Source organism: Paenibacillus germinis (assembly GCF_013141785.1).
Classification (GTDB): Bacteria; Bacillota; Bacilli; order Paenibacillales; family NBRC-103111; genus Paenibacillus_E; species Paenibacillus_E phytorum.
Genome location: NZ_WHOC01000062.1, coordinates 1 through 16621, shown reverse-complemented (window position 1 = coordinate 16621; position 16621 = coordinate 1). Strand labels below are relative to the sequence as shown.

Genomic DNA, 16621 nt, shown 5'->3' with positions numbered 1-16621 from the left:
AGTAAAAAAAGGAGCTCGCCAATTAAATGGCGGTCTCCTTCCTTTTTTCAAGCATTTCTGAGAGCAGCATTAGCACTAGCCCCTGTCCATAAAGCGTTGGATAACACGGAATTGTGTTATAAGCTTCAATCGTTGGCATAACAGGTGTTCCACCCGACACACCGGTTACTTCCCCGCTAGGCAGAACTTTTGATAGAATAGATTCAGCAGCACGATAGGCTGCCTCTTTGCTGGATGGGTCGAGCAAACCGCGTTTCACGGCTAGTAAAATACCACAAGCGATACCGGCGCTGCCTGAAGTCTCCGGATAGTAATCAGGTTGATCCATGACAGTAGCCCATAGGCCATCTGCTTGTTGATAACGGATGAGTCCTTTCATCATAGCACGGTAGCGCTCTAAAGTTTCTTCGGGCACCTGGGCGAGGCCTTCGATTTCTTGCAGGATCATTGGCGTTGCGACTGCGATCCATGCGTTAGCTCTCGTCCAGCGCGCAGCGGACATATGATCCTGAGCGATGCAGTTCCAACCGTGGAACAGTACACCCGATCTGTCGTCCTGAAGCAGTCGCAAGTGGAGGTCAAGCTGGTTGACAGCTTCCTGGGCATAGGCGGTTTCACCGGTAAGGCGGGCAAGACGCGCTAGGAACAGATCAGCCATGAAGATCGTGTCAGCCCATACCTGCTCAGGGAAGCTGGCATTTTCAGTGACGGTATGCTCAAACGCGCCTTCCCTTGTACGGGGAGCTTCAGTTAGCATCCATTTCCCGATGCGCTCGGCAGTTTCCAGAAAGACGGGGTCCTTCGTGTGATCGTAAAGAGCAGGAAATATGGCGAAGGGAGCCATGGAGTTAATAACCTTCAGATGCTCCGATTTATGGAGGTTTTGGCGTGCCCATGAGGTCAGATGATTAAGGATCTCCGGTTTTTGCGTACTTTCAAAATAGGCTAGTATCGATATAACACCGACACCGGGCACCCAGTCCCAGTGATGAATATCCAAGCCCCAATTTCCCGAATGATCAGATATCATGTAACCATAAATTTGGCTCGCGGTTTGTTCGAGATGAGCAGATGCAAGTGTAGTTGGCATTGTCGTATTCCTCCTTGAAAGAGTAGTGGCATACGTTCACTATACTATGCAGGATAACCGTTAGGCTTGGCGTATGCTCTTATTGACTTGGGGTATTGTCTACGAAATAGAACTGAAGGAAGTGAAAAGCTGTGAGCGGGGTGAAATCGGAAAACTTAGAACTGGTGGAGCAGCCTGATGCCATTGGAGAGGCAATAGACGAGTGGACGAATCTGACACTCTCTGCCTTTCCCGTTCATTGTTTGTATCGAACAACGAGCTTGTACCAGCGCAGCTTCCATTCACACAGCGGATTTGAATTGTATTTATGTATACAAGGCAGCGGCACATACATTGCCGGTGAACGGATTCATACATTAGGTACGGGAAGCTTCACGGTTGTAAGGCCTATGGCCATGCATAGATCTCGCCCGGATATGGACGTTCCTTTTCATCGCTATGTTCTTGCCGTGGAGAAAAGCTATCTGGAAGGTTTGTACGAGCGAGATATGCAGATAGCTGCATGGATCGAGCAGTGGCTTCCAGGGCCTGGAAGCGACTCCCTTCATGTCCAATTAAATGCCCGCCAATTGTTGGGCTTGCAGGAAACGCTTAGTCAACTGGAGCGGGAAATCAGGGAACAACAGCCGGGATATCCCCTTGCTGTGAAAGGGCTCATGCTGCATATGTTTACTCAGTTAGGTCGTTATCAGACGGATATAAGCATTGTTCAGTCGGGATCGGGAGAACGGAAGAGGGTCGTCGAAAGCATACTGAGCTATATGATGGAGCATTATCAGGAGTCCTTGCGAATAGAGGATTTGTGCGGACAGTTTCACCTTTCGCGATCGTATCTTTGTAGAATTTTCAAACAGGATACAGGGGTCTCCGTCAATGAGTTTCTAATTGCCTATCGCATTAACAAAGCAAAGGAGTACTTACAAGGGAGCGATCTGCCCATTACGGAAGTTGCAGCTTCTGTAGGGTTTCAGGATATTTCCCACTTTTGCCATACGTTCAAGCGTTTGACGGAGTTGACACCAAGTGGTTATCGAAACCTGCACCATTCCATTTAATTCGTACATCAACCGGCATGCTAGGGCAAGAGAGTTCTCTTGTCTGGGCATGTTTTTTTTATTTGGGGAAGTGACCTATTGGCGGATCAAGTTACATCTTTTAAGACAGTATTATTGAGGCCGTTAAATTGCACTCTTACATCGTTGGATCGAAAGAAATGCCACGTCCGACAAAAACTGTCTATTGTGATTTCAACTGCATTTGATAAGGTTAGTCTCATCATACGATGGAACCCAAGATTTGGGTGGAGGTGAGAGGAAGTGTGACGAGCGTTGCATGCAAGCGATTATCTAATCAGGCTATTCATTAGGGAGAAGGGAGTTCTGTGATGCTTAAAAAAGTATGTCCCATCATCTTCGCAATGTTATTGTTTATTCAATCCATAGGTATGGCATCGACTGATGCACCTATCGCGCATGCGGCCGAGTCGGATGTACCAAAGCTGCTAAGTGCTAATACATTAGGCCAGTTGTTTCCGGAAAATACACCGGTCATTGATACCGGAGCCATATATGATTGGCAGCAGGAAGGAATATATGCTACGAATGGCGGGCTTTTAGCTGCAGATCCTGGCGAAGCGGCCAAAATGACGGACGGCTCTGTAAGCGTTGTCACATCAACCTACAGTCAATCAGGAGCAGCTTACGGAACGCTGGTCTATGACCTGCAGACCGTATACAGGGTATCCGCTTTGCAGGTTTGGTCCGAATTCTCGGCTGCAAGCGGCTTGAAGCAGGTCGAGATTTATGCAAGCATCGACGGTGTCAATTACAACCGCGTTGCAGCTACCGAAAGTACATACGGCGATGACGCAGGTATCGTTCCTGTGACCAGCAACATCAAACCTGTCCCTTATGCCAGATATGTAAAGGTCATCCTGCACAAAAATCCGGCTAAGCTCATGATGAGCATAGGGGAAGTGGCGATATGGGGTGACGCTGCGGAAGCGCCGGCGATTCTAAGCAATAACCAGTTTAAAGCTGGCGGTTACTATGCCACAGGGATGCCAAAGCTGGATACAAAGGCAACCTATAAATGGAGCACCGAACAGCCTTTTGTGACTCAAGCTGGTTTAATGACGAGCGATAATGAAGCCGGCGCGAAGAATGATGGCAGCGTCAGCGGCTTGCCTGATCTAATCGACGGTTCGAGTACGGAGGAAACGGCTGATACGATAGCCAGTATGGCCGCAGGCTCCCAAGGAAAATACGGAACGGTAACTTTTACGTTAAATGATATGTATCAGATCGGGAATATCGATGTGTGGTCCAAAGCGGAGAGCGGTAATTTCATGGATGGCTATGAGGTTCTGTTGAGCGTCGATAACGTCAACTATTTCTCAAGCGGATACACCGCCAATCCTAACAGCCGATATGCAAATGGCATGGTTAACACGCCTTCCTACGGCATTCCCGGCAAGCATGCGAAATATGTAAGAATTGTCATGCACAATGCTAACGACTCTGACCGGTTGATTGCGGGGGAAATCGCTATCTGGGGCTGGAAGCTGTACGATGTGACGCTTGCCAAGAAGGACAACCCAGATCAGGTCGAATTCACGACCTATGTGAAAAATTACAACACGCTATATCTGGATTGGTCTGCGTATAATGCCGTAGTCAACAAGGTCAACAAATACAGCATCTACATTCGGAAGAGCGACTTTACGACAACAAACGGGCTATCCGCTCATGTGACGGCCGACAACGGATCTGTCGAACAGAAGGGGAAATTTCTGCTTGTTTCTTCTTTAGAGCCAGAGACGACTTATTACATTGCAGTAACTCCGACGAGCACCGTCTCGGGTGAACGAAAGGTTGTCAGTACGGTCAAAATAACGACACCTAGCGTTCTCGGAGGGGAGAAGGTCGGGGACATCTTCGCTATTAACGATACGCCTTATGGCGGAGGCAACTATGTACAGCACGGGAGTAAAGAGGATGAAAACATCATCCGCAAGCTTATTCTGACGAGAGGTATCGAAGGGATTAACTTCAACCGTTGGTGGATTCATGATTCCTGGGTCAAAGCTTTCTCCAATAAATACGGGATCGGGTTCCATACTTTTTACCACGGACCTCAAGATGTCCCGATGGAAAACAAACAAGGAACCTGGTCCTTCTCCACGGTTAATGAGCCTGACTTAAAGGGCACAAATCCTTCTGCACTGGCCTTGCAATTTAAGCAAAACCACGAGAGCCTGAAGGCGGTGGATAGCCGAAATTTACTAGTCGAGCCTGCTCTTGGCGGAACTGAACCAGCAAGTATGACTTGGCTTGAGAACTTATATAAATCAGATGGGCAAAATGGGGCATTAGTGAAAACCTATTTTGACGTGCTTGATGTACACCCCTATGTGAAAAACCATGAAGGCAGCTTGCCTGGACTCATTCCAGGCGCGCCGGAAATGCTGATTAAGAAAATTGAAGACATCCAAGCGCTGAAAACCAAATATGGAGATCAGGCGAAGCCGATTATCTTCACGGAGCTAGGATGGAGCACCTATACCGGAAGCAGTTATCTTCGTCCGGTGAACTCAATCACACAGCGCAACTATTTGGCTAGAGCTTATATGCATGCGATTGCCGGCGGGATAAAGAGAATGCATTGGTACGATTTCCAGGATGACGGACTCGATGCGACTAATCTGGAGCATAATCTGGGACTCATCGACTGGAACGGCATTCCGAAGCCAAGCTATTATGCTTACTATACGATGTCTAAGGTACTGAAAGACGCCAAATACGTAAGAGCTCAGCCTAATGTTGAACACCCATATTATGGGTATGAATACTGGCATGAAGGCAAGAACCAATATATTACGTCGCTCTGGGCGGCGGATGAATCTACCAAAACAGCGACCTTCAAAACGAAGGACGCCGGGCTTACTGTTGTGGGTATTGACGGAAGCTATACCTATTTGCCGGTCAGCGATGGAAGCGCAAGCTTAACGATTAATGGCGCACCTGTGTTTATTTACTCCAGCACGGGCGTGGAGATTTCATCCATTGATGATTCTTTTGTGTTAAAGACTCCTTCGGTGGATATAAGACGTGGAGAGGTTATCCATGCCGCGATCAACCGATTCGGGATGGGTGCGGAGCTGGACGGAAGGTTGGAGCTAATCGGTCCATCCGCTGAATGGAAGCTGGAAGGCGACGTGAACTTTACAGCGGGAACGACTGCCATTCCGATTGCTATTCCCGTTCCGCTTAACGCGGAAGAGAAGGTCCAGGAGCTTACGCTCCAAGTGATCTCGGGAAATTCGCTGATCTCGTCTGTGAAATTAAAGGCCAATGTGCTGGAAACAATCAAAGTCCGCATGGTGCCTGAGATTGCTGTGCCCGGGAAATTGGATCAATGGAATGCGGCAATTTATGTGGAGAATGCGACTGAGGACAAAGAGCTTAACGGCACTATAAGCGTTACCGAGGCTGTCTATTTGGTCTTGGGACAAAGCGGCCAGATTGCTTTTAATGGGCTCTTACCCGGGGGAATTAAGAAAATAACGATTCCGATCACCGAGCTTCCTGAGAAAGCGAGAGCCAAGTTAAAGTTCACGGTGGAGCTGGATAGCGGATTTACGAAGATCGTGGAGAGACCGTTTAACTTTATTGCAGCTGTGAATGACCAAACGGCACCGATCATAGATGGCAAGTTGATAGAGGCAAGCTGGCACAATGGCATGCCAATCGTCATCAACCGAGCGGATCAAAATAAGAACATCGCCAATTGGGGTGGTGAGCAGGATTTAAGCGGCAAAGGCTATCTGAAGTGGGACCGCAATCATCTCTACTTCGGTATGGAAGTTCAAGATAATATCCATGTTCAAAAAGGAACTGGCGGCGACATGTGGCAGGGGGATAGCATACAGTTCTCTATTGATACGGGAAGAGTTAACGGCATTGGCAGCGCGGAAAACAACGAGTTCGGTATCGCGCTAGGAGAACAAGGCCCGATGGTCTGGAGATGGTTGTCAGCTAACGGTAAACCGACAGGGGAGATGACGACTGTACAAGCGGTGGTTAATCGCAGCGACATCGCCACCACCTATGAGCTCGCGATTCCATGGTCGGAGCTGCTGCCTGAAGGCCAATCGCCACAGGACAAAGACATCTTCGGGTTTTCCATGCTGATTAATGAGAATGACGGCACTACTCGACGCGGTTGGCTTGAATATATGAGCGGGATTGGTTCCAGCAAAAATACGCAGTTGTTTGAAGATTTGATTTTCACCGAAATCGCTGCGCCCGAAGTGCGGGTAACAGGGGTTACGCTGGACCAAATGACTGCATCATTGAATCTGGGAGAAACGACCGTCCTGAACGCGACTCTCCTTCCTGGAGACTCAACAAACAAACAAGTTCGCTTTACATCAAGTGATCCAGCGGTGGCGAGCGTTGTGCAAGGGGTCTATGGTCTGCAAGCGACCGTAACTGGTGTGTCAGCAGGTACGGCAACGATTACCGTTACGACAGACGATGGTGGCTATACGGCGAAAAGTACGGTGACAATCAAGGCACCTGTAACAGACGGTGAGGTGCAGGTAACAGGGGTTATAATGAACCGCTCGACCGTAACTTTGAAAGAGGGTCAAGCGATATCCCTGAACGCAAAGGTCCAACCAAGCAATTCAAGCAACAGGAAGGTCCGCTTCACATCGAGCAATCCGGCCGTTGTAAGTGTTACGCAAGAGGTCAACAAGCTGCATGCAACCGTTACTGGAGTATCAGCAGGTACGGCAACGATTACCGTGACGACAGACGATGGCAGTTATACGGCGAGCAGTGTAGTAACCGTCAAGTCAAGTTCAAAAGGTGATGACATGCCTTCTGAAGCGGCAGCCGACGAAGCTGTTTCGATCCTGTACGCTACATTCCAGAGAGGAGCTTTGCCATGAGATTTATGAAAAAGAGCTGTGCTCTTGTCGTTGCATTTGCCTTTCTGCTCGGCTTGGTTTCCGTTGTTACCCCTTTGGAAAATGTTGCTCAGGCGGCAAACGGCGAGAAGGTGCTAAGCGGAAATGCGATCGGAGGGACACTCTTCCCTGAGGGTACAGCGGCTATTGCTACGGGAGCGTCCTATACCTGGTTGACAGAAGGGATCCATGCGACGGATCCGGCTCTGATCACTTCGGATGACACCGGTGCACCAGATATGACCGATGGCAGTAACGGCCCTGACGACAACACGAGCAGCACAACGGGGAGCGCGGAAGGCTCTGCCGCATACGGAACGCTCATATACGACTTGAAATCCGTCTATAAGGTATCATCGGTGAAGGTATGGACGGACACGGACAATAACAGTCAGATGAGGAATTTCGAGGTGTATGCCAGCTTCGACGGAGTGACTTACAATCGGGTCGGGGCTGCGGACAATGCGAATCCACCAGACTCAGGTTTTGCCCTCGTTACGCTTGCCGTCAAGCCTGCCGTTTATGCCCAATATATCAAAGTCATTATGCACAAGGATCCGGCCAAGCAAGTCATGAGGCTAGGTGAAGTGGCCGTATATGGCGATACTCTGGAGCCGATGGCTATTTTGAGCAATAACTATTTAAGGTCTTCCGGCTATTTTTATAATACGTCCCTTCCCAAGATTGCGACTGGCGCATCCTACGAGTGGTTGACTGATTACCCGTTCGTTACAGATGGAGATTTAATCAAATACGATAACGATAGCTCCAAGAATGACACCGCAGGGGGAGCACCGGACTTAATCGACGGTTCCAGCAAAGAATCCGATGCGGCATCTACGACCAACTCGATCTGGGGTTCGAAAGGGAAGTTCGGCACGGTTGTTTTCAACTTGAACGATGTGTATCAAATCGGAAAAATCGATGTATGGACATTGGCGTCAGGCGGCAACAAGTTCATGGACGGGTATGAGGTTCTCGTTAGTACTGACGGCGTTAACTATACGTCTCTCGGTTATACGCCTAATGCGAGCAGCCGCACAGCGAATGTGATCGTGAATACGCCGGGCTACGGTGTTCCGGGCAAGCATGCGAAATACGTCAAAATTATTATGCATAATGCGAATAATTCGGAGATCTTAACGGTCGGAGAAGTGGCGATCTGGGGCTGGAAGCTGTACGACCCTGCGCTTCCGAAGAAGTCGACGCCGGATCAAGTTGAGTTTACTGCGGAGCTCAAAAATTACAGCACTCTATATCTGGATTGGTCCAGCTATAACAGCGTCGTCAATAATGTAACCAAATACGGCGTATATATCGAGACATCTCCTTTTGGGAGTACGGCAGGGTTGACGCCGAAGTTCGTGGCGGAGGCCAAGTCTCTCGAACAGGTAGGCAAATACTTATCGTATTTCGCCCTGAAGCCGGAGACGGCCTATTATGTAGCGGTAACTCCCTTCCATTCGACCGGTGGAGAGAGGAAAGATGTTGAGACGTTGAAAATTACCACGCCATCTGTTCTTGGCGGAGAGAAGGTCGGAGATATATTTGCCATCAACGATGCTCCTTACGGTGGAGGAAACTATGTGCACCATGGCGAGACGGAAGATGTGTTCTTGATGAACAAATTGCGACTGCTAAGGGATCTTGGGGGAATCAACAAAAATAGATGGTGGGATCACAGCGGCGCGATGAAAACGCTGTACGGCAAAAGCGGACTAAATTTCCACTACTTTTATCATGGTCCGGGCTTTGTTCAGTCCGATAATAATGGGGGCGCCTATACGTTCTCAACGTATAATGAACCTGATCTTGCCAAAAGAGATCCGGCTGCTGCAGCGGCCGCCCTCAAGGCAAATCATGACAGCTTGAAAGCGGTCAGCAGCAAGAGCTTGCTTGTAGAGCCTGCTCTCGCCGGCCTTGATCGATTAAAAGCGGATGAGGGCTTGAATTGGCTGGATGCTTTGTATAATTCCGATGGACAGAATGGCGCCTTGGTGAAAACGTATTTCGATGTCATGGATGTCCATCCTTACGTCAAATATGAGTATCCTGCTGTTCCAGGGCTGGAACAAGGCGCACCTGAAAAGCTACTCCAATCGTTCCAAGAATTGAAAACCGTCATGGCGAGCCATGGTGATGGAGAAAAGCCGATCGTAGTTACCGAGCTAGGTTGGAGCACCTATACAGGCGGAAGCTACTTGAAAACGGTGGATCGATCCACCCAAAGAAATTATTTGGCCAGAGCATACATGCACGCCATCGCAAACGGAATCCGAACGATGCACTGGTATGATTTTGCCGATGACGGTACGGAGACCAACAATTTGGAGCATAACCTCGGTCTGATCGACTGGAACGGTAAACCGAAGGAGAGCTACTATGGTTACTACACGTTGATTAGGGTGCTTAAGGATTCGAAGTATTTGGGCACTGTATCGAATATAGCCAATCCCTATTATGGTTATCAATTCTGGGATGAGAATAAGAACAAGTACATCACATCTTTATGGGATGCGAGCTGGAAAACGACAAGCAGTTCTTCCCGAACGGCTCAAATTGCGACATCTGATCCAGGTGTAACGATTGTTGGAATTGATGGGAGCTACAAATATATGGCTGCTGTATCAGGAGTTGTAAGCGTGCCTTTGACCGGAGCACCTGTGTTTGTCTACTCCCTCGCCGGCGTAACTGTAAATGCCATCAACTGATAGGAAGACCAGATTTTCCCTCCCTGACAGCCGTGTTAATGGTACAATAGAAAACAAAACAATGCGCCAAAGCGGAGGTCCATCATGAGAACCAGTATATCCGGAAAAGCAATGATGATTTATGGTATCGTATTCCTCTTCATCATCGCCATGACCTTCTGGTTGTCCTATACAGGCACTGTGGGCAGGCTGCAGAAAGACTTACAGGATGCTAATCTTGCACTGCTGAAGCAGGTTGATTCCAAGATCGAGGCTGCCTTTCGCCAGACGGAGAAGGATCTGCTCTCCATGGCCGAAGGGCTGGAATTTGTTTATTTTATGAATAACAGCTACAGTGATGACGGTCACAGATATAGCATTTACTATACATTGACAAACAGATTGAGGGAATTTATTTCAAATAATCCGAGTTATTCCTCAGTCTTTGCGTATTCACATATCAGTGGCGACTTAATGACAGAGGAAACCTATTTAAAGCAAGCTTCGTCAGAGTTCAATTGGTTGGCCCAGTACCTGGATATGCCTGAATATTTTAAGTGGCTATCGACTCAGAAGGTATGGGATGGTCATGAGACCCAAGATGTGATTACCTTGGTCCGCAGCTTTCCTAGCCTCAGCAGTCCTGGCTTCAGGAAGGGTCTAATGGCTATTAGCATCAAAGAGGCTCAGTTGTCTCAGATGATTAAAGCGATCTACGAGGATGGGCATGCTGGTCAATTTTTCATTCTGGATGCGGAAGGGAATGTCGTCACTCATGACGATAAGAACCAGCTTTACCGCAATATGAAGTCGCTGCCGTATATACAGACGATATTAAGGGATCCAGACAGCGGTTCCTTCAACGTGAAGCTGGACGGGATTCAGGAGTCAGTTTTTTACCGGACGAGCGGATATACAGGCTGGAAATTTGTCAGCATTATGCCGGAGTCCACGGTATTTGAGCCGATTAAGGTTACACGCAACCTGCTGCTCACTTTTGCCGTCGTGATGTTCTTTTTAGCATTGGCTGCATTATTTTATGTGAATCGCTGGACCTTTAAGCCGCTGGATCGCTTGGCAGGTAAGTTGTCCGGCGTGAACAAGCGTAGAGGGCAGGGCGCAGAGAGTATAGGACTCAGAAACCTGGAGCATATATTCGATGAAATGGTTACGGACCGCGAGCAATTGGAACAGCATGTCAGGGATTCGAAGCCTATGCTCAAGTGGAAGATTATGATGGATGTATTGAACGGCAATCGTTCTGATTTCCATGCGATGTATCATCATTTAGAATTTTTGGGGATTCACATGTATTCGGAACGCTTTATCGTTTGTACGGCAGAGATTGGCAAGGAAGGTGAACAGCTTGCTCCGCGGGACGAAACGTTGTACACCTATATGTTCTGTAATGTCGCGGAGGAGCTAATTCGAACCGAGCATGCAGGCTTGGCCATCGATCTGGGGGGCGGACGGGCGGCTGTTCTTCTCAGCTTCGCAGAAGGTGATGCAGAGCAAAATCATTTGAGAACATTAGTCATACTTGAACTCATCCTTGATATCATGAAGAGGCAGTTTGGCTTAACGGTAACGATCGGAGTCGGCAAATGCCGCATGGAGATGAAGGAGATACCGAGCTCCTTCGATGAATCGCAGAAGGCGCTTCATTATAAGATGATCTTCGGTAAACATTCGGTCATATCGGTAGACGATTTGCAGCCGCCGGACCGACAGGATTATTACAAACTTAGCCGAATGATCGATCCGGTGATGGAAGCCATGAGGCAAACAGATCGCGTCAAGATGCTCACGTACTTATCGGATACATTCCGTGAAGCGGTTGTGAGCAATCTTCCGCCGGAGCTGATCAGGCAGCTGTGCTACGACCTTGTGATGAAATCTTTGCAAACCGTCAAAGCCATTGGGATTGAGCCGGAAATATCAATGGGTCCCCTAAGCAGCTTTTATGACCGGATCGGGAAATGCGAGAACTGGAAGGATGCGGAGCGGCTAGTCGGAGATACTCTCGAGGGCTTGGCTTCACAAATTGAGGAAAAGCGCAATCAACGTGGGAAAAATGAGACGATCGAGCGAATGCTGGACTATATCCGAGAGCATTATCAGGAGTATGATCTGTCCTTAGACCGGTTGGCAGAAATGTTTCATCTTACTCCGCCATACATCAGCAAACTGTTTAAGGATCACACGGAAAGCAATTTTATTGATTACATGATCGAGATTCGCATTAAAGCGGCAATGGAGCTTTTGAAAGATAAGTCCATTAAAGTTAATGACGTTTCGGGAGCAGTCGGATATGCAAATACGAGAAGCTTCCTGCGTACCTTCAAAAAATATACAGGCTTAACGCCAACGGAGTATCGGGAACACATGTCGAAGCCTATTCCGTCGTAAGTGCAAATAACGGGTATCACCTGCCGTCAGGCTGGGATACCCGTTTGTTTATGCGCGTTTGGAACGCCTTAGTACAACAATTAATGCCAGGATGAGAAAGATAAGCGGTAATGCCGCGGTGCTCATACCTTGACCTGATCGGACATGAGTTAACATAGCGCCAGCCATTATAATTACAATTATGCCAGCGGAGTAGAAAGCGATGCGCGGCTTCCAGAAGCCGATAACTAGCCCGATTCCAGCTAATAATTCAATAACTCCAACGACATACATGGCGTCTAAACCATACCCATAGGTTACTGTAAAAGCTTCCACCTGCATGGGATTTGTGGATAATTTCATAAAGCCAAACATTAGAAAAGCGACTGCCAGCACACATTGAAATATGCGAGTCGTCCATTTCATATTAAAAAGAGACCGAAAGATAGCTGAGCGAGCCGACTTCATAGCTGCGATGAATTACTTGAACGGGACGTTCTGGGTCGCCGCTGCCCATTGTAATAAAGAGCGGAATGAAATGCTCTGGTCTTGGCACAGCCATACGAGCATTCGGAGCTAAAGCAGCGTAGTCGAACAGCGCCTCCAGGTTCTGCGTTTGCATGTTCTGGATGAGCCAAGCGTCGAAATCAACAGCCCAAGCCTCTGGCTCTTTGGCATCCCAATTAAGAGCTCGCAAGTTATGCACAGTAGCACCGCTTCCGATAATCAGAATATCCTCCTGATCGAGGCCGCGCAGTGCTTCGCCAATGCGATACTGCTCCGCAGGCGGCAAGTACGGATTGACGGACACTTGAATGACTGGGCATTCTGGTGTTGGAAACATCCGTAAAAGTGGAACCCAAGAGCCGTGGTCAAGCCCGCGCTGTGAATCCAAATTCACAGGGATGCCCTTCGCCTTGAAACGGTCAGCGATCATTTGAGCCAGCTCCACATCCCCTTTGGCTGGATATTTGATTTGAAACAGTTCATCTGGGAAGCCGCGGAAATCGTAGATAGTGTCATAGACGTCATTGGTGGACGAAATGGTGAGAACCTCTGTTTCCCAATGAGCCGTAAAAACAACAATAGCTTTCGGAGAAAGCTTCTTGCCATAGTCGAGCAGGAATTGCGTGCAAGCTGTATCTTGAATAGCCATCATGGGAGATCCGTGTCCAACAAATATGGGTGAAATCATGATAAAAACACTCCTTTATAAATTACTATTCTTTATGTTACTTAAATTCACTTAGTTACTTTATGTAACTGATATTACGTCAAAATGTTGGTTTCGTCAAGTAACTAAATTACTTTTTGTAACCTTGTATATCCGTGTCAACTTACTCTATAATAAATAGACATATAGAGGTGATAAACATGGAACGCAACCTATTGTGTCCTCGTTTCGAAAAAGCTGTAGAAATCCTCAGCAAGCGCTGGACATCGCTTATCGTTTTTCAATTACTATCAGGCCCGCAGCGGTTCATAAATATCGATCAGGCACTTCCGAATTTGAGCGGCAAGGTATTGTCGGAGCGACTGAAGGAGCTTGAGCATGAAGGCATCGTTAAGAGGGTAGTATTCCCAGAAAGTCCCGTTCGTATCGAATATTCACTTACGGACAAGGGACTGGCATTGGCTCCGATTTTCGGTGAGATTGCCAAGTGGTCGCAAGAGTGGCTGCCTGTTCAGGAGTAATTAAAAAAGGCCATCTATCCTGTGAAAGCAGCAGGGGAGATGACCTTTTTTGTTGAAGAAAAAAGCCGAGGGTTCAAAGAACCGACGGCTAGTAGTGTTTGGTTATTCGTGTTTCGTGGGATCGACCAATTCCAAAGCGGATAAAGCATTTCCGCCTTCCTCATCGTCCGATTCAACGAACCGTTTGAGCACATTTAACTTGTTTTCCCAATAGCGTTCATAATAGGATAGCCAACGCTTCAACTCCATAAGCGGTTCCGCCTCCAGCCTGTATCGGGTCTCGCGGCCGACTTTGCGTTCTTTCACCAACCCGGCATCAGCCAAAATGCGAAGATGCTTGGATACCGCGGTGCGGCTCATCGGGAAATGGCCGGAGATAACCGTAACGGGCATCTCTTGCTCGCCGAGCAGCTTCAACACCTGACGGCGGGTCGGATCGGCGATCGCTTGAAAGACGTCATGCTTCTGCGAGGGGACTGCCATCTTAAGCCTCGACGTGAGCAGCCAGTTTCTTCGCCAGACCAACCCAGCCCATCGACATCGTCTCGCGAACAACCGCGTGAGGTTGACCGAATTCCGTAACTTTTTCTGCATCCCAACCGGAGTGGATGAGAGTGAATTCCGTTTTGCCTTCTAAATCGGTTAGTTCGAAAGTCAGGGACCAATCCTTGCCCCATTCGAAAGACAAACGGTTCGGCGGGTCGAGCTCGGTTACTTTACAAGGGGATTTGCCGAAAGGTCCTGCTTCTAAGTGAAATTCATAGCCTACCTCTGGCTTGAAATCATTTGGCATGAGCCAAGCCGCGATGCCATCAGAAGTCGCTACAGCATTCCAAACCTTTTGAATCGGTGCGTTAAAAACTAGTGTTTGCTTGATATCCGGCAATGTGCCTTGAGTCTGATTTTCCATAAATAAGAAGCCTCCAATAATTAAATTTTTTAGGATTTCGTTTTTACTTTACTCTTATGACGCAATCGCAGGGCTGACCATTTATCGTCCACCGCGACATTGCTTACAAGACGATAGTCTGTTTTCTCATCCATCAACTTCCACAGAATGTCACGGTTAATGTCGGTTTTCACCTTCGAACTCTGCTTCGGATAGGTTATCCAGAACACAGCTTCATCGTTCAAATAGGCTATCGCTTTAGGTGCCCATTCAACCACCTCTGCGGCATTGTTAACAAAAAGTTGAACGAAATCGTAGGTCCCATTCGGCTCCTCATTATCCTCAATGCCAAGCTTGTAGCCTTCAGGTGCCTGAAGAACGAGAGCTCGTCCTTGCTTGTAGCGCAGCTTCTTCAGCAATTCGTCCTGCATCGTAAGTCATTCCTTCCCGTATGTCCTTTTCGTATTGTGTCCAAAAGATCAGGTTTTCCGAAGGCATTACAATACGAAACCAAATGGTTACACAAAGGATTATACGAAACCTTTTGGTTTCATGTCAAGGGGTTTGTTAGGTAACATTTCTGCCTTGAAGTTTCTGTACTCTTTTTCAACAACTCTGAAATCATGGTATAGTTATGAAAAACAAGAGTGGAATAAAGGAGAACGAAATGATACGTTTTGCTGTTATTGGAACCAATTGGATTACGGAAGAATTCATTCATGCTGCCCGCGAGACGGGGGAGTTCGACTTAACTGCCGTATACTCGCGTACGGAGGAGAAAGCTGCGGAATTCGCTCAGAAATTTGAGGTTTCTCATATCTATACAAGCTTAGAAACGTTTGCGCAAAGTAAGGAATTCGATGCGGTTTATATTGCGAGTCCAAACTCGCTTCACGCTGAATACGCGATACTCTGTATGAATCATGGCAAGCATGTTATCTGCGAAAAGCCTGCGGCATCCAATACCGCTGAGCTCTCAGCGATGATAAAGGCTGCACAAACGAATAAAGTGGTGTTCATGGAAGCTCTCAAGTCCACGCTGCTTCCTAATTTCAAGGCGATTCAAGACAATTTACATAAGCTGGGGAAAATTCGGCGTTATTTTGCGAGCTATTGCCAATATTCCTCTAGGTATGATGCTTATAAGCAGGGAACGGTACTGAATGCGTTCAATCCCATTTTTTCCAATGGCTCGCTTATGGACCTAGGCGTCTATTGTATTTATCCGTTAGCGGTACTTTTTGGTGCTCCTGAACGTGTACAAGCAAGCGGAGTACTGCTGGAGTCGGGTGTAGATGGCGAGGGAAGTCTGCTGCTGAGCTACAAAGAGATGGATGCGGTTATCATGCACTCCAAAATTTCCAGCTCCTATCTACCTTCAGAAATTCATGGCGAGAATGCGACGATGGTCATCGATAAAATCAACACGCCTGAAAAAGTTGAAATCCGTTACCGAGATGGCTCTGTGGAAAACCTGACGCGGGAGCAAGCTGTAAGAAACATGCGCTATGAAGCGGAAGAATTTATTCGGCTTATCAAATGCGGAACATTGGAGTCCACGACGAACTCACATGCGAATTCCAGCATAGCTATGGCCATTATGGATGAGGCTAGAAAGCAGATGGGGCTTGTTTTTCCTGCTGACCGTAAATCGGATCATTTCGAATAAGCAAAGGTGGTGAGCCTTTCGTACAAATGAGTCAAAGTATGCCGTCACATCATTCTGCCAATAGCGTGAGAAGAATAACGGTTTACGGCGTCCTTTTGGGCAAGAGTGGCTATCAAGGTTGAGAAGGCTCGATTCTGGCGAGCGAAGTAAAGTGTGCTATATGCGAGCGAAGTTGTACTTTGTACAACATTATGCAAGATAATCAGCGTTATCACGGAAATTGTTG

General features: G+C 47.7%; 13 protein-coding genes. 6 read left to right on the top strand and 7 right to left on the bottom strand.

The window, feature by feature from the left end; translation table 11 throughout:
• Nucleotides 1–22: 22 nt before the first annotated feature.
• Entirely contained in the window at nucleotides 23–1090 is a 1068-nt protein-coding gene (locus GC102_RS11790) for a glycoside hydrolase family 88/105 protein (RefSeq protein ID WP_171689707.1), read from the bottom strand.
• 131 nt (nucleotides 1091–1221) lie between these two features.
• Here GC102_RS11790 and GC102_RS11785 point away from each other — a divergent pair, with 131 nt between their 5' ends.
• The 4 genes from GC102_RS11785 to GC102_RS11770 all read left to right on the top strand — a co-directional run bounded on the left by GC102_RS11785 (nucleotide 1222) and on the right by GC102_RS11770 (nucleotide 12163).
• Complete coding sequence (locus tag GC102_RS11785; RefSeq protein WP_171689706.1) at nucleotides 1222–2145, top strand: AraC family transcriptional regulator; 924 nt, start codon at nucleotides 1222–1224, stop codon at nucleotides 2143–2145.
• A 329-nt stretch (nucleotides 2146–2474) separates the two neighbouring features.
• Nucleotides 2475–7046, top strand: a complete 4572-nt coding sequence (locus GC102_RS11780; protein ID WP_171689705.1) for an Ig-like domain-containing protein — start codon at nucleotides 2475–2477, stop codon at nucleotides 7044–7046.
• Nucleotides 7043–9775: a discoidin domain-containing protein gene (locus GC102_RS11775; protein WP_171689704.1), complete on the top strand. Its 2733-nt coding sequence runs from the start codon at nucleotides 7043–7045 to the stop codon at nucleotides 9773–9775. Before GC102_RS11780 ends, GC102_RS11775 begins: the two co-directional genes overlap by 4 nt.
• 84 nt (nucleotides 9776–9859) lie before the next feature.
• Nucleotides 9860–12163, top strand: coding sequence for a helix-turn-helix domain-containing protein (locus GC102_RS11770; RefSeq protein WP_171689703.1), 2304 nt, complete (start codon nucleotides 9860–9862; stop codon nucleotides 12161–12163).
• A 48-nt stretch (nucleotides 12164–12211) separates the two neighbouring features.
• Here GC102_RS11770 and GC102_RS11765 read toward each other — a convergent pair whose 3' ends face one another.
• Complete coding sequence (locus GC102_RS11765; RefSeq protein WP_171689702.1) at nucleotides 12212–12568, bottom strand: DoxX family protein; 357 nt, start codon at nucleotides 12566–12568, stop codon at nucleotides 12212–12214.
• Between the two features lies 1 nt (nucleotide 12569).
• Entirely contained in the window at nucleotides 12570–13337 is a 768-nt protein-coding gene (locus tag GC102_RS11760) for a DODA-type extradiol aromatic ring-opening family dioxygenase (protein ID WP_171689701.1), read from the bottom strand.
• A gap of 179 nt (nucleotides 13338–13516) precedes the next feature.
• Between GC102_RS11760 and catR the strand changes: the two genes are divergently transcribed.
• The gene (catR, locus tag GC102_RS11755) at nucleotides 13517–13837 is read left to right on the top strand and encodes a catDE operon transcriptional regulator CatR (protein WP_171646033.1); all 321 of its coding nucleotides are present in this window, start codon (nucleotides 13517–13519) and stop codon (nucleotides 13835–13837) included.
• 102 nt (nucleotides 13838–13939) lie between these two features.
• Here catR and GC102_RS11750 read toward each other — a convergent pair whose 3' ends face one another.
• Genes GC102_RS11750 through GC102_RS11740 form a run of 3 tightly spaced genes read right to left on the bottom strand, consistent with a single transcriptional unit; the run spans nucleotide 13940 to nucleotide 15157 of the window.
• Nucleotides 13940–14320 (bottom strand): ArsR/SmtB family transcription factor, encoded by a 381-nt coding sequence (locus tag GC102_RS11750; protein ID WP_171646032.1) that lies wholly within the window; start codon nucleotides 14318–14320, stop codon nucleotides 13940–13942.
• Nucleotide 14321: 1 nt separating this feature from the next.
• Nucleotides 14322–14747, bottom strand: a complete 426-nt coding sequence (locus GC102_RS11745) for an SRPBCC family protein (protein WP_171689700.1) — start codon at nucleotides 14745–14747, stop codon at nucleotides 14322–14324.
• 29 nt (nucleotides 14748–14776) lie between these two features.
• On the bottom strand, nucleotides 14777–15157 hold the full coding sequence (locus tag GC102_RS11740) for a hypothetical protein (RefSeq protein ID WP_171689699.1): 381 nt from the start codon (nucleotides 15155–15157) through the stop codon (nucleotides 14777–14779).
• Nucleotides 15158–15393: 236 nt separating this feature from the next.
• Between GC102_RS11740 and GC102_RS11735 the strand changes: the two genes are divergently transcribed.
• Nucleotides 15394–16395 (top strand): Gfo/Idh/MocA family protein, encoded by a 1002-nt coding sequence (locus tag GC102_RS11735; RefSeq protein ID WP_171689698.1) that lies wholly within the window; start codon nucleotides 15394–15396, stop codon nucleotides 16393–16395.
• 44 nt (nucleotides 16396–16439) lie between these two features.
• On the opposite strand, the gene GC102_RS39080 is transcribed toward GC102_RS11735, so the two are convergent.
• On the bottom strand, nucleotides 16440–16621 hold a 182-nt coding region (locus GC102_RS39080), incomplete at its 5' end, for a hypothetical protein (RefSeq protein ID WP_216628032.1).